The organism is Geodermatophilus sp. SYSU D00758, assembly GCF_054049955.1.
Genome location: NZ_JBJGYK010000006.1, coordinates 30251 through 43655, shown reverse-complemented (window position 1 = coordinate 43655; position 13405 = coordinate 30251). Strand labels below are relative to the sequence as shown.

At 76.1% G+C, this 13405-nt stretch carries 15 protein-coding genes and 1 pseudogene; 9 read left to right on the top strand and 7 right to left on the bottom strand.

Annotated features, from left to right (window positions below):
- Positions 1-158: 158 nt before the first annotated feature.
- Positions 159-2060: a CocE/NonD family hydrolase gene (locus ACI8AC_RS06185; RefSeq protein ID WP_456896222.1), complete on the top strand. Its 1902-nt coding sequence runs from the start codon at positions 159-161 to the stop codon at positions 2058-2060.
- On the opposite strand, the pseudogene ACI8AC_RS06180 reads toward ACI8AC_RS06185, so the two are convergent.
- The 7 genes and pseudogenes from ACI8AC_RS06180 to ACI8AC_RS06150 form a co-directional block, all read right to left on the bottom strand.
- Positions 1992-2168, bottom strand: a pseudogene (locus tag ACI8AC_RS06180) (phosphorothioated DNA-binding restriction endonuclease); the annotation flags it as partial. The gene ACI8AC_RS06185 and the pseudogene ACI8AC_RS06180 overlap by 69 nt on opposite strands.
- A gap of 25 nt (positions 2169-2193) precedes the next feature.
- Complete coding sequence (locus ACI8AC_RS06175; RefSeq protein WP_456896220.1) at positions 2194-2457, bottom strand: ribbon-helix-helix domain-containing protein; 264 nt, start codon at positions 2455-2457, stop codon at positions 2194-2196.
- A gap of 43 nt (positions 2458-2500) precedes the next feature.
- Positions 2501-2878, bottom strand: a complete 378-nt coding sequence (locus ACI8AC_RS06170) for a type II toxin-antitoxin system death-on-curing family toxin (protein WP_456896218.1) — start codon at positions 2876-2878, stop codon at positions 2501-2503.
- A complete protein-coding gene (locus tag ACI8AC_RS06165; RefSeq protein ID WP_456896216.1) occupies positions 2875-3555 on the bottom strand; it encodes a ribbon-helix-helix protein, CopG family in 681 nt (226 codons plus the stop codon). Before ACI8AC_RS06165 ends, ACI8AC_RS06170 begins: the two co-directional genes overlap by 4 nt.
- On the bottom strand, positions 3486-3914 hold the full coding sequence (locus tag ACI8AC_RS06160) for a hypothetical protein (RefSeq protein ID WP_456896215.1): 429 nt from the start codon (positions 3912-3914) through the stop codon (positions 3486-3488). Before ACI8AC_RS06160 ends, ACI8AC_RS06165 begins: the two co-directional genes overlap by 70 nt.
- The gene (locus ACI8AC_RS06155) at positions 3907-4575 is read right to left on the bottom strand and encodes a helix-turn-helix domain-containing protein (RefSeq protein WP_456896213.1); all 669 of its coding nucleotides are present in this window, start codon (positions 4573-4575) and stop codon (positions 3907-3909) included. The genes ACI8AC_RS06160 and ACI8AC_RS06155 overlap by 8 nt, the downstream gene beginning before the upstream one ends.
- Positions 4576-4743: 168 nt before the next feature.
- A complete protein-coding gene (locus ACI8AC_RS06150) occupies positions 4744-5046 on the bottom strand; it encodes a DUF898 family protein (protein ID WP_456896211.1) in 303 nt (100 codons plus the stop codon).
- Between the two features lie 296 nt (positions 5047-5342).
- Between ACI8AC_RS06150 and ACI8AC_RS06145 the strand changes: the two genes are divergently transcribed.
- The 8 genes from ACI8AC_RS06145 to ACI8AC_RS06110 all read left to right on the top strand — a co-directional run bounded on the left by ACI8AC_RS06145 (position 5343) and on the right by ACI8AC_RS06110 (position 13351).
- Positions 5343-6692, top strand: a complete 1350-nt coding sequence (locus tag ACI8AC_RS06145) for a plasmid pRiA4b ORF-3 family protein (protein WP_456896209.1) — start codon at positions 5343-5345, stop codon at positions 6690-6692.
- A gap of 133 nt (positions 6693-6825) precedes the next feature.
- On the top strand, positions 6826-9174 hold the full coding sequence (locus tag ACI8AC_RS06140) for a galactose oxidase-like domain-containing protein (RefSeq protein WP_456896207.1): 2349 nt from the start codon (positions 6826-6828) through the stop codon (positions 9172-9174).
- A gap of 266 nt (positions 9175-9440) precedes the next feature.
- Positions 9441-10124 (top strand): nitrile hydratase subunit beta, encoded by a 684-nt coding sequence (nthB, locus tag ACI8AC_RS06135; RefSeq protein ID WP_456896205.1) that lies wholly within the window; start codon positions 9441-9443, stop codon positions 10122-10124.
- 29 nt (positions 10125-10153) lie between these two features.
- The gene (gene nthA, locus ACI8AC_RS06130) at positions 10154-10804 is read left to right on the top strand and encodes a nitrile hydratase subunit alpha (RefSeq protein WP_456896204.1); all 651 of its coding nucleotides are present in this window, start codon (positions 10154-10156) and stop codon (positions 10802-10804) included.
- Positions 10801-11217, top strand: a complete 417-nt coding sequence (locus ACI8AC_RS06125; protein ID WP_456896202.1) for a nitrile hydratase accessory protein — start codon at positions 10801-10803, stop codon at positions 11215-11217. The genes nthA and ACI8AC_RS06125 overlap by 4 nt, the downstream gene beginning before the upstream one ends.
- A 19-nt stretch (positions 11218-11236) precedes the next feature.
- Positions 11237-12562, top strand: a complete 1326-nt coding sequence (locus tag ACI8AC_RS06120) for a wax ester/triacylglycerol synthase domain-containing protein (RefSeq protein WP_456896200.1) — start codon at positions 11237-11239, stop codon at positions 12560-12562.
- Between the two features lie 13 nt (positions 12563-12575).
- Positions 12576-13007, top strand: coding sequence for a ribbon-helix-helix protein, CopG family (locus tag ACI8AC_RS06115; protein WP_456896198.1), 432 nt, complete (start codon positions 12576-12578; stop codon positions 13005-13007).
- Positions 13004-13351, top strand: a complete 348-nt coding sequence (locus ACI8AC_RS06110; protein WP_456896196.1) for a DUF5615 family PIN-like protein — start codon at positions 13004-13006, stop codon at positions 13349-13351. Before ACI8AC_RS06115 ends, ACI8AC_RS06110 begins: the two co-directional genes overlap by 4 nt.
- Positions 13352-13405: the final 54 nt, after the last annotated feature.

The window sequence follows — 13405 nt, the reverse complement described above, 5'->3', positions numbered from 1 at the left end:
GCCGCACCGGCGAGCGTCCTCGCCCCGCGCGCGTCGGACAACGGCCCCGGGCGTGGCCGGCCCCGGTCCACCTCTCCTCCCCGCGGGGTGAGGGCCGCTGTCGGTACCCGGCGCTACGTTCCGGAACTGCCGCACCCCGGACAGAGCAGGACGCGCTCGTGGCCACGATCGACCCCACCCCGCCGGCTCGCACGCGACCGCTGCCCCTGGCCCCGCTGCCCGACCCGGCGCAGCCGCTGCCCCGCGCGGCGCGGCTGGCCGGGACCGCGCTCGGCCGGCGGTGGCGGCTCCCGGGGGAGACCGGGCCCGTGCGGGTGCTGCGCGGCGCCGGCGTCCCGATGCGGGACGGCGCCGTCCTGCGCGCCGACGTCTACCTGCCGGCGTCGGCCGGGCCGCACCCGACCGTGCTGCTGCGCTCCCCGTACGGGCGGGGCGCGCCGGCCGGCGTCCCCTACGCCGTGCAGTACGCGGCCCGCGGCTACGCGGTGGTGCTGCAGAGCGTCCGCGGGACGTTCGGCTCCGGCGGCGAGTTCGCCCCCGCCGTGCACGAGCGGGACGACGGGCAGGACACCGTCGCCTGGCTGCGCGACCGGCCCTGGTTCGACGGCCGGCTGGCCACGCTCGGCCCCAGCTACCTGGCCTACACCCAGTGGGCGCTCGCGCTCGACCCGCCGCCGGAGCTGGCCGCGATGGTGCTCCTCGTCGGCCCGCACGACGTGGCGGAGGCCGGCCTGCTCGACGGCGCCTTCCAGCTGCAGAACCTGGCCGTCTGGACCGAGCAGGTCGCCCACCAGGAGCGGGTCGGGGCGGTCCGCGGCACCTACCGGCTGGTGACGGCGGAGCGGCGGCTGGCCCCGCACCTGCACCTGCTGCCGCTGCACGGCCTGGCCGAGCGGTTCGGCGGGACTCCGGCGCCGTGGTTCGACGAGTGGCTGGCCCACCCGGACGTGTCGGACCCCTACTGGGACCGCTACCGGGCCACCGCGGCGGTGCACTCCTCGACCGTGCCGACCCTGCTCGTCGGCGGCTGGCAGGACTGGTTCCTCGAGCAGACGCTCTACCAGTACGCCGTGCTGCGCGACCGCGGGGTGGACGTCGGGCTGACCGTCGGCCCGTGGGCGCACGCGACCGTCGACTCGGCGCTGGCCACGGCCGAGAGCCTGACCTGGCTGGCCGCCCACCTCCCCGTGGACGGCGCGCCGCCGTCTCCCGCCCGGCCGAGCCGGGTGCGGGTGTTCGTCACCGGCGGGGCCGGGTGGCGCCACCTGCCGGACTGGCCGCCGGCCGGGCGGGCCGACCGCACCTGGTTCCTGGCCGGCGGGGGCCGCCTGGCCGGCACACCGGGGGAGGGGGCCACGACCTTCCGGTACGACCCGATGGACCCCACCCCGTCGGTCGGCGGGCGGACCCTGGCCTTGGGGAGCGGCCGGCGGGACAACCGGCGGCTGGAGGCGCGGGCCGACGTCCGGACCTTCACCACCGCGCCGCTGGAGGAGCCGGTGGAGGTGCTGGGCACCGCCACCGTGCGGCTGTTCCTGACCTCGGACAACCCGTACGCCGACGTCTTCCTGCGGCTGTGCGACGTCGACGAGCGCGGCCGGTCGGTCAACGTCACCGACCGGCTGGTCCGGCTGGACCCGCGCGCCGGGACGGCGCCCGCGGCGGGGGAGCGGGCGGTGGAGGTCGCGCTGCCCGACACCGCGCACCGGTTCGGGGCCGGGCACCGGATCCGGCTGCAGGTCTCCGGCGGTGCCCACCCGCGCTACGCCCGCAACCTCGGCACCGGTGAGCCGCCCGGCCGGGCGACGCACGGCGTGCCGGTGACCCACCGGATCGGGCACTCGGCCGGATCGCCGTCCTCGGTCACCCTGCCGACCTGGCGACCTGCTGACCGTCGGGACGTCGACGTCCTCGCCGACCCGATCACCGGCGACGGCTCCGCGGGCCGGTGGCTGCTCCCCCGGGCACGGGCCGGCGGGCGTGCGCCCGGATCAGCCGGCCAGCGCCGTCCCCTGGAAGACCTGATCCCGGTGCCACGCGACGTGCCGCGGGGCAGGTAGGGGAGTCCCGGGACGGGGCCGGAGCCGCTGCCCGTGCAGGTCGTTGACCGCCCGGCCGTGCCGGGTGCGGGCGGAGAAGCGGCGGGATACCACGACGGCGTGCTCGTCCTCTCCTGCCGGGAGGCGTCGGGCCTCAGCGAGGTGGTGGTGGCAGGTCCTCGAGGTCGTCGAACGGCATACGGACGGCGTGCTCCGCCAGGGCGTCCAGGTCGTCCTCGGCCGCGCCGTCCTCGGCGGCCAGGACGGCCGCATCGCGAGCTGCGCTCTCACGACGCCGCTCCCGCTGGAGTGCGCGGCTGATGACCGCGGCACGGGACGGCGCTCGACCGTCAGCGATCAGCCGGTCGATGAACTCGACGAGCTCCGCGGGCAGCCGGACGGCGATCTGCCTGCTCACAGGACGACGGTAGCGAGCCCCGAGCTGCCGACGTCCCGTTCCCTCACGTCCACGGCGCAGTGCCGACCCGCAGCCGCCCGGCGATCGACTCCACGTCGTCGAGGTCGCCCACCGCGACCGCCATCACGAGCTCGTACGCCTGGTCGTTGGTCAGGGCGAGCCGCACGCCGTTGACGCCGTAGAACGCGATGGTGGCGGCCAGCGCCAGCCTCTTGTTGCCGTCGACCAGCGGCTGGGTCCGCGCCAGGGAGTGCAGCAGCGCCGCGGCCTTGTCGTGGACCGACGGGTAGGCGTCGGCGCCGAACGCCGTGGAGCGCGGTCTCGCCGACGCGGACTCCAGCAGGCCGACGTCGCGCACCTGCACCTCGCCCAGCGTCCGTCGCGCGACGTGCAGCAGGTCGTCGAGGTCGAGGTGGATCAACGGCCGAGCCGCTCCAGCGCCTCGGCATAGCGGGGCAGTTCCTGGTCGAGCACCCGGTCGAGCAGTTCGCGCTTGCTGGTGCGCTCGATGTAGTCCCGGACCGCCTGGCGGGCCACTTCCTGCATCGACCGGCCCTCGAGGGCGGCCCTGCGGCGCAGTGCCTCGGTCTCCTGGTCGTCCAGGCGGAGCGTCATGGCCACGAGCGGGATGATACCGCCGGTGATACCGAGTGGTCCTGTCGAGCCGGCCCGACGATCGACCGGCTGCTCAGTGCAGAGCAGGTCAAGGGCGACCTGACCGTTGCGGCGGGCCTCCGGTGGCAACGGGAGCCACGCCGAGGCGGTCGGGTCCGCGAGGTGCTCGCGCAGGTGCAGCAGCCGGGACCGGTCGCTGCCCGAGGACGTGCGCTGCTCGAAGGGGTCGACGCAGGCCAGCAGCACGGCGGCGTCGGTCAGGTGGCGCTCCCGGTCCCGGCCGTCCGCCCGGTGCGCCGCCGCCTTGAGGATGTGCGCGCCGAACGCGTCGGGCACGCTGACCGTCGTCCGCGCCGTTCCGGTGATCTCCAGCTCGGCGAGCACCGTCCGCCGCAGTGCCTGCGTCCCGCCCGTCACCTGGACGAGGTCGTAGCCGCGGAACCGCTCCAGCCGCCGCGGCGGGGCGTGGTCGGCGGCGACCACGTCGACGACGGAGCGATGAGGCCCGGACGCCACCAGGTCGACGGTGGCGCCGTCGAGGACGAACCGGTGCGCCGTCCCCGCGCGGGGTCGATGCTCGGCCGGAGCCGGTAGCCCAGCCCCTCCAGCGCGGTGGCGACCTGCTGTGCGCGGCCCCGGCCGGTCTCCACGTGCAGCAGGACGTCGACGTCGTTCGTGGGCCGCACCACCGGGAGCCCCGCGGCGACGGCGTGCAGCCGGATCATCAGCCCGCCGATCAGGGTCCACGCCTCGTGCGGGACGGCGGCGGCCAGCTCGGCGACGTCCGGCCACGGGCGACCCCAGCCGCCGGCCGGCGTCGGGACCCGCAGCACCTCAGCCACGCAGCGACGCCCGTGCCCGGTCGAGGAGGCGTTCGCCGGCCGAGCGCTCCCGGGCGTCGGTCGACCCGGCGAGGTCCAGCCCGGCCAGGACGTGCCGGCGTCCCCGCGCCAGCTCCGCGACGACCTCCCCCGGCATGCCCGTCGCACGCAGCGTGACGCTGCCCGCCGGGTCGGTCTCCAGCCCATAGCGCTGCACCAGCCGGGGGAGTGCAGTGACGTCCACGTACCCGTCGAGCCGGCCGGGGACGGCGGTCAGCCCGCCGATCCCCCGCGTCGCGCCGGACTCGACGACGTCGGCCGCGAGGTGGTCGAGCGCTCGCGGGTGCGCCGAGTAGCGGTGCACCGCGGCCCGGTTGCGCGTCCGCGGCGCGAGCTCGGACACCGGGACGTCGGCCAGGGCGGCCCGGAGACGCGAGCGCTGGGCCTGCCCGAGCCATCGGGCCGGCGCACCCTCGAGCAGGGCGACGGCGGCCCAGGCGGTCGGCTCCTCCCACGCCCGCAGCCGGCTGCCTCGCCGCTGGGCCACCCACTGCGCCACGGACTCCGGGTCGATGCGGTCGGGGCCGATCGCGACCAGGTCCCCGGCGGCCACCAGGCGCTGCACGTGCCGGGCCGAGACGCCGATCCGCTCGGCCGCCTGCCGGGTGGTCATCAGCGCCATACGGACAATGTCGTCCCAGCGACACTGTCCATCAAGCGGAAATCGGCGGTCGATGCGTCTCGGGCCACCGGCGACCTTGTGGGTCATGTCGTCGGTCCGGGTTGTTGCATCGCATCAGCCGCGAGGCAGGCACCGGGTGGGAGCCGGAGCCACCACCCGGTGCCTGGCTCAGTACTGCAGGGGAGCGGCAGGAACCTGGCCCGGCATCGGCGAGGCGCCCGCCTGCTGGACAGGGACGACCCTGCTGGGATCGGTGAGCGGGAGCGGGTACCGGCTGCGGTCGAAGTCGGTGTGCTCCCACTTCCACTCGGCGATGCGCGGGCCGACCCACAGCAGGTAGACGCCGAGCGTGACGATGATCAGCAGGAACCACTTGATCCAGTTGCCGAACAGTGCGGTGGCAGAACCCGTGAAGACGAGCGGGTAGCCGTCGATGGAGCTGTGCTTGGCCCGCCACCGCTCGCGCAACACCAGGGCGAACGGGTAGCAGATCCCGACGGTGCAGATGGTGATGAGGGCGCCGAGCAGGGCGGTCCCCGAGATGGGTGGCCGCGCCGCCGTGGAAGCGGAACCTGCCTGACTTTGACATGGGGAGCTCCGAGGGGGGGCGGTGCTGGACGTCCCCCTCATCGGCAGGAACCGCGTCGTAGCACGGGTGGGTCCCGGGCGCCTGCGGCAATGAGTGCTCGGTGCACTCACGGCCGTAGGAAGCGCAGGGGGAACACGAAGAGGCCGCCCGGCGGCCCGGCGGCTGGCACCATGCCCGGGTGGAACCCCGCGAGGCCGCCGAGCTGATCGACCGGTTGCGCCGCACCCGGTCGGTGCCGGTGCTGCGGCTGCTCGACGCCGCCGGCCTGGACGCCGGCCCGCCGCCGGTGCCGGACCCGGCCGCCGTCGAGCCCTACCGGTGGCTGCTGGCCCGGGTGGGGGACGGCGTCCGGCTCACCAGGTCCGGCTACCTGCCGCCCGCGCTCGTCACCGAGGCGATGACCGGTCTCGGCTGGGCGGACCGCTGGTACGGCAAGCAGAACCGGGAGGAGCACACCCTCCCCGTCCTGCTGCTGCGGGACTCCGCCCGCCGGTTCGGCCTGCTGCGCGCCTCCCGCGGCGTCCTGCTGCGCACCGTCGCCGGACGGCGGCTCACCGACGACCCGGTCGGCCTGTGGTGGCACGTCGCCGAGCGGCTGCCGCTGGCCCGCGGCGAGGTGGAGCGCGACGCCGGCCTGCTGTACCTGCTCGCGGTCGCCGCGGGGCGGTCGCGGACCGAGGCGCTGGTCGCGGAGTGCCTGGCCGCGCTCGGCCTGGTCGACGAGGTCACCGGCCGGCCGCCGGAGGAGGTGGACGCGATCGCGCTCACCCGGTACACCGAGGCCGTCCTCGACCGGATGGGCCTGCTCGAGGGCCCGCGGTACGGGGATCGGCGGCCCGGACCGGGGGCGGTGCAGCTGGCCCGCGCCGCGCTGCTCGGGCAGGGCGCGGAGACCGCGAGTGCCGGGCCTGCCGGCCCAGCGGCGTCCGGACGACGGGACGAGGCCGTCGAGCTCACCGTCGTCCTCCGCGACACCGAGCCCCCCGTCTGGCGCCGGCTTCTCGTCCCCGCCTCGCTGACCCTGCGCCAGCTGCACGCGGTGCTGCAGACGGCGATGGGCTGGCAGGGCTACCACCTGCACCAGTTCGAGGTCGCCGGCGTCGTCTACGGCGACGTCGAGGACCTCCCGGACCCCCTCGGCGACGTCGAGGACCTCCCGGACCCCCTCGGCGACGAGGACACCTCCACCGTCGGCGACGCCGCGGCCGTCACGCAGCAGTTCACCTACGAGTACGACTTCGGCGACGGCTGGGAGCACGACGTCCGGATCGGGGAGCGGCTGGCATCCGTCGGCTCCGGGGCGCCGCGCTGCCTCGACGGCGCCCGCGCCTGCCCGCCGGAGGACTGCGGCGGCCCGCACGGCTACGAGCGCCTGCTCACGGTGCTCGCCGACCCGGACGACCCCGAGCACGACGAGCTGCGGGAGTGGATCGGCGGGGAGTTCGACCCCGAGGCCTTCGACGCCGCCGCGACCAGCGAGCTGCTCGAGCTGTACGACCGGCACACCCGGCGGCGCGCCCGCGGCTGACCTCGGCCCCTTCCCGGCCGCCGGTGGCGGTGGGAGGCTCCGCACCCTCTGCAGCACCCCCGGGACCGACCGGACGACTGCGCCGGCGGTCCCGGGGACCGCGGTGCGGGGCCGGAGCGAGGGGGGATGGGCGATGCCCGAGGGATTCGACGACATCCCGGACTGGAACTTCTGGGAGAACTCCGGGGCAGGCGTGGCGGTCGCCGACCTCGACGGCAGCGGCGTGCCCGACCTGGTGGTCCTCACCGTCGACGCCCCGGCGGGCGTGGACGCCGGCTTCTACCGGGTCGGCCGCGGGCTCGTCGACGGCGAGGTCACCGGCGGCTGGGGGCCGTGGCAGCAGGTCCCGGGCTGGTTCTCCGAGACCTGCGCCGACGCCGGGGTGGCCGTGGCCGACGTCGACGGTGACGGGCAGCCCGACCTCGTCGTCTTCCTCGTCGACGCGCCGCCGGGGCCGAACGCGGGCTGGTACCGGGTCGGCCACCGGCTGGCCCCCGACGGGGCGGTGACCGGCGGCTGGGACCCGTGGCAGCAGGTCCCGGGCTGGGACGTCTGGGAGAACCAGGGCGCCGACCTCGCGGTGGCCGACGTCGACGGGGACGGCGTCCTCGACCTGGTCCTGCTCATGGTCGACGCCCCCGAGGGACCCAACGCCGGCTGGTACCGGGTCGGCCGCCGGCTGGCCGCCGACGGCACGGTCGACGACTGGGGGCCGTGGATCGGGATCCCGGAGTGGAACCTCTGGGAGAACCAGGGCGCCGGCCTCGCCGTCACCGACCTGGACGGCGACGGCCGCCCCGAGCTCGTCGTCCTCTGCGTGGACAACCCGGCCGGGAACAACGCCGCCTTCTGCACCGTCGGCTGGGGCCTCGACGGGTCGGGGCGGGCCGTCGACGGCTGGGGGCCGTGGACCCGGCTGCCCGACTGGCCGTTCTGGGAGAACGCCGGGACGTCGGTGGCGGTCCTGCCCGGGGCGGACGGCGGGCGGCCGCGGCTCGCCGTCGTCACGGTCGACGCCCCCGAGGGCCCCAACGCCGGCTACCTCCACGTGACCGACCTCGAGACCGACCTCGACACCGCGGCGGAGGTCGGCGTCTGGCGGCTGCTGGACTTCGGCACCGAGGTCAACCCCGTGCACGCCGCCCTGCTGCACACCGGGGACGTGCTCTTCTTCGCCGGGTCCGGCAACGACGACATCCGGTTCACCGCGCAGGACCTCCGGACCCGGGTGTGGCGCCACCCCTCGCCCGTCCTCGACGCCCCGGACACCCCCGTCGACCTCTTCTGCTGCGGGCACGCCTTCCTGGCCGACGGCCGGCTGCTCGCCGCCGGCGGGACCGAGCAGTACGACCCCTTCCACGGCATCCCCGACGCCCTGGTCTTCGACCCGGCCACGTCGCAGTGGACGCAGGTGCAGCCCATGGCCGGCGGCCGCTGGTACCCCAGCCTCCTGCCGCTGCCCGACGGCCGGGTGCTGGCCGTCTCCGGGCTCGGCCAGGACGGCCTGCTCAACGTCGTCCCCGAGATCTGGTCACCGGACACCGGCGACTGGACCGCGATCGCCTCGCCCGGCCCCTGGCCGATGTACGCCCACCTGGTGCTGCTCGCCGACGGCCGGGTCCTCTTTCCCGGTGGGCAGTACGGCGACGACAACGGCGTCCGCCCGACGCTGTGGGACCTCGCCACCGGCGCGACCACCCAGGTCCCCGGGCTGACCGCGCCGGAGCTGCGCAACCAGTCGGCCGCCGTGCTGCTGCCGCCCGCCCAGGAGCAGCGCGTGCTCGTCGTCGGCGGCGGCGCGTGGGATGTGCACGGGCACGCGCCGGCGGTGGCGGACGCCGCGGTGGCCGACCTGACCCGGGCGGCCCCGGCCTTCCGGCCCGTGGCGCCGATGCACCACGCCCGCATGCACCTGTGCGCCACCCTGCTGCCCGACCGGACGGTGCTGGTCAACGGTGGCTCGATGATGGAGGAGGACGCCGGGATGGCCGCCCTCCACGGCGAGGTCTTCGACCCGGGAACCGAGACCTGGACGATGACCGCCCCGTCGCGGGTGCCGCGCCTCTACCACTCCGTGGCGCTGCTCGTCCCCGACGGCACGGTGGTCACCGCCGGGTCCAACCCGGTGCGCCGGGCCGAGGACCTCCGCATCGAGGTCTACCACCCGCCCTACCTGTTCCGCGGCGCCCGGCCGGCGCTCGCGCTCGACACCGACGCGGCGGGCCACGGCACGACCGTGACCGCCACCGTCGAGGGGGAGCGCGCACTCGGGTCGATGTGCCTGGTGCGGCCGGCCGCCACGACGCACTCGACGGAGAACGAGCAGCGGCTGGTCGACCTCGCGTTCACCGTGCAGGACGGCGGGCGGGTGGACGTCGTCCTGCCGGACGACCCCGCCCTGGCGCCACCCGGCTGGTACATGGTGTTCGCCGTGGACGACGACGGGGTCCCCTCCCGGGCCGCCTGGCTCCGGCTCGGGTGACCTGGTGAGCCCGCCCGTGGATGTGGACACGGTCCTCGCGGCTGTGCCACCGTGAGCCCACCGTTCCCGTGAAGGCGGTGTGCCCCGGATGCCGTACCCGCTCGACCGCATCGACCGGCCCACGACCGCGACGGCCGGACGCCCCTCGCTCCGCCCCGAGCCCGCACGCGCGCTCGGCCGCGGCCCGGGCGGCACCCCTCCCGCGACGCGGACCGAGCGGGCCCGCTGACCCCGGCGCACCCACCCCGGCAGAGGAGAAGAGGCGCATGAACGGCGTTCACGATCTCGGGGGAACCGACGGGCTCGGCCCCGTCCGCGTGGAGCAGGACGAGCCGGTCTGGCACGCCGACTGGGAGAAGGCGGTCTTCGCGATGCTCCCCACGAACGCCGCGAAGGGCTTCTTCGGCATCGACGAGTTCCGCTACGGCATCGAGCAGATGCCGGCCGCCGAGTACCTGCTCTCCCCCTACTACGAGCACTGGGCGCGCACCGTCGAGCACCACGCGGTCAAGGCCGGGGCCATCGATCCCGACGAGCTCGAGAAGCGCACGCAGTACTACCTCGAGCACCCCGACGCGCAGGTCCCCGAGCGCACGGACCCCGACCTCGTCGCGGCGATGGAGGCGCTCCTCCGCCAGGGGGTGCCCGCGCGCCGCGACTCGGACCGGCCGGCGAGGTTCGCCGTCGGCGACCGGGTCCGCGTGGTCGACGACAGCCCGTTCGGCCACACCCGCCGGGCGCGCTACGTCCGCGGCCGGGAGGGCGTCATCACCAAGGCGCACGGCACCTTCATCTACCCCGACAGCGCCGGCAACGGCAGGGGTGACGACCCCCAGCACGTCTACACCGTCCTGTTCCGCGCCGCCGACCTGTGGGGGGAGGAGGCCGCCGACCCGAACGGGAGCGTGACCTTCGACGTGTGGGACCCCTACCTCGAGCCGGCGTCCTGACCCCACCCCAGCCCCTGAGGAGAAGCCCGATGTCGACCGTCGAGAGCCCGCAGACCCCGCTGCCGGTCCCCGGGCCCGCGCAGCGCTCCGAGGAGGAGATCGCCGCCCGCGTGAAGGCGCTCGAGTCCCTGCTCGTCGAGAAGGGCGTCATGACCACCGACACGGTGGACCGCCTCGCCGAGATCTACGAGAACGAGGTGGGCCCGCACCTCGGCGCGACGGTCGTCGCCCGGGCCTGGACCGACCCCGCCTTTCGGGAGCGGCTGCTCGCCGACGCCAGCGCCGCCTGCGCCGAGCTGGGCATCGGCGGCATGCAGGGCGAGGACATGATCGCCGTGGAGAACACCGACGCGGTGCACAACGTCATCGTCTGCACGCTCTGCTCCTGCTACCCGTGGCCGGTACTCGGGCTGCCGCCGAACTGGTACAAGGCCCCGCCCTACCGCGCCCGCATGGTCCGCGCCCCGCGCCAGGTGCTGCGCGAGGACTTCGGCCTCGACGTCCCCGAGTCGGTGGAGATCCGGGTGTGGGACTCCAGCGCCGAGCTGCGGTACTTCGTGCTGCCCCAGCGGCCGGAGGGCACCGAGGACCTCGGCGAGGAGGAGCTCGCGGCGCTGGTCACCCGCGACTCGATGATCGGCGTCGGGCAGCCGCTGCACCCGGGGGCGTCGCGCCGGTGACCGCGGGCGAGGACCGGGAGACCGCCCGGCGGCGGGTCGAGCACCTGCTCCTGCAGCTGCCGCACCAGGACCAGATCCGGCCGGACGACGGGGAGGTCGCCTTCGAGACCGCGTGGGAGATCCGCGCCTTCGCCCTCGCGCTCGCCGCCCACCAGAGCGGCCAGTACGACTGGCCGGCCTTCCAGCAGGCGCTCGTCGCCGCGATCCGCACCTGGGAGGAGGCCGGCACCGGCGAGGAGTGGCGCTACTACGACCGGTGGCTGGAGGCGCTGGAGACCCTGCTCGCCGAGGGCGGGGTGCTGGACCCGGCGGAGCTCGACGAGCGGACCCGCGCCGTGCTCACCACACCGCGCAACGCCCACCACCAGCGGGCGCGGCGCGAGCCGGTGGCCGTCGACGCCGGCCGTCGCTGATCCCCGGGACGCCGAGCCGGTGGCCGGGACGACGCCCGAGCGGCGCGCCGATCCGGTCCCGCTGACGGCCGAGGACCGGGCGATCCTGGCCCTCGAGGGCCCGCACCTGGTCGGGCACACGTGCAAGGTCGTCCGCCTGGCGGCCGGTGCCCCGGACGTGGCCGCACTGCGCGACGCGGTGGCCCGCCGGCTCCCGGACGCGCCGCGGCTGACCTGGCGGCTGGCCGGTCCCGCCGACGCGCCGGTGTGGCTCCCCGACGACGCGGTGGACGTCGCCGCCCACGTGGGCGCCGTCCGCGCGGCCGCGCCGCTCGACCCGGCCGGGCTGCGCCGGGAGGTGGCGCGGCTGTTCGTCCGGCACCTCGACCGGAGCCGGCCGCTGTGGCGGATGGACCTCGTCGGGCCGCTGGCCGGCGGCGGCGCGGCCCTGGTCTGGCGGGTGCACCACGCGCTGGCCGACGGCACGACCTTCATGCGCCTCGCCCACGACGTCCTCTGGGACCCCGCGCCGGCGGTGCCGGCGCCCCGCACGGCCCACGCCCCGGCGGTGCCCGACCCCCGCGACGCACACGCGCCCGGGGACCCGCCGGGGAACGAGGCCCGGCGGCACGACCTCGCCGGGGTCCTCTCCGGCGAGCTCCTGCCGGGCCTGCGCCGCTCCCCGTTCGACGCCCGGGTGGGGCGGGACCGCGCCGTCGCCCTCGCCACGGTTCCGCTGCCCGCCCTGCACGACGCCGCCCGCGCGCTGGCCGGCGCGACGGTGAACGATGCGGTGCTCGCCGTCGTCGCCGGTGCGCTGCGCCGCTGGCTGGAGCAGCGGCACGGCCCGCTGCACCCGCTGCGCGTCAAGGTGCCGGTCACGCTGCACTCCGCCGGCGACGCGGCCGGCAACCGCGACTCCTGGTTCCGGGTGGACCTCCCGGTCGACGAACCGGACGTCGGGGCGCGGCTGGCCGCCGTCCGCACCGGGACCGCCCTGCGCAAGACCCGCCACGACGCCCAGGAGCTCGACGAGCTGATGGCCCGGCTGGCCCGCGCCTCCCCGCGGCTGGCGCGCTGGTCGCAGCGGCTGCAGCGCAGCGGGCGGGCCTTCGCGCTCAACGTGTCGAACGTGCGCGGGCCGACCCGGCCGGTCAGCGTGCTGGGCGCCCGCGTCGACACCCTCCACTCGCTGGCCGAGGTGGCCCAGCACCACGCCCTCCGGGTGGCGGTGGTGTCGGTCGCCGACCGGCTCTGCGTCGGGCTGGTCGCCGACCCGGCGGTGGTCGACGACGTCGGCGTGCTCGCCCGGGCGGTCGAGGCGGAGGCGGCCGAACTCGTGCGCGCCGGAGGAGGCCGCTCGTGACTACTCTGTAGTCATGGTGACCCCGCGCTCGGTCCGACTGTCCGAGGACGTGCTGCGCCGGTTGACGGACCTGGCCGGGCGGCGCGGGACGTCGGTCTCCTCGACCATCGAGCGGCTGCTGGACGAGGCGCTGCGCCGGGAGGCCCATCCGATGATCACCTTCCGCGACGGCCCGAGCGGCCGCCGCGCCGGCCTGTCGGGCGGCCCGGACGTCGACGAGGTGGTCCGGACCCTCCGCGTCGTGCAGGAGGAGCGACACGAGGACCCTGTCCCGGTGGTGGCCGAGATGATGTCGCTCGACCACGCCCGTGTGCGCGCGGCCGTGGCCTACTACGCCGACCACCGGTCGGAGGTCGACGACCGGATCGCCGCCAACGACCGGGCCGCGGAGGAACTCGAGGCGGCCTGGCGCCGCCAGCAGGAGATCCTGGCCGGCCCCGCGTGACGAGGCTGCTGCTCGACGAGATGTACCCCCGCCGTCTCGCCGAGCAGCTCCGCGCCGAGGGGTACGACGTTGTCGCCGTCGTCGAGCTGCCGGACCTGATCGGGCGTCAGGACGCCGAGGTGGCGCGCCAGGCCCGCGAGAGCAGGCGCGTGGTGGTCACCGAGAACGTCGTCGACTACGCCCCGCTCGGGCCGGACGAGCACGCCGGGCTGCTCCTGGTGAACGCCCGTCGCCGGCCACGTACCCCTGCCGGCCTGCCGCGGTTGTCAGCCGCCCTCGCAGCCTGGTTGCGCGTGCGGACCGGACCAGGGGAGGCGGCGCCAGGGCTGGTCGAGTGGCTGTGAGGGTCCGAACGGCCGGTTGTGACGGCGGGCACAGTGCGACCAGGGCGCCGTGCG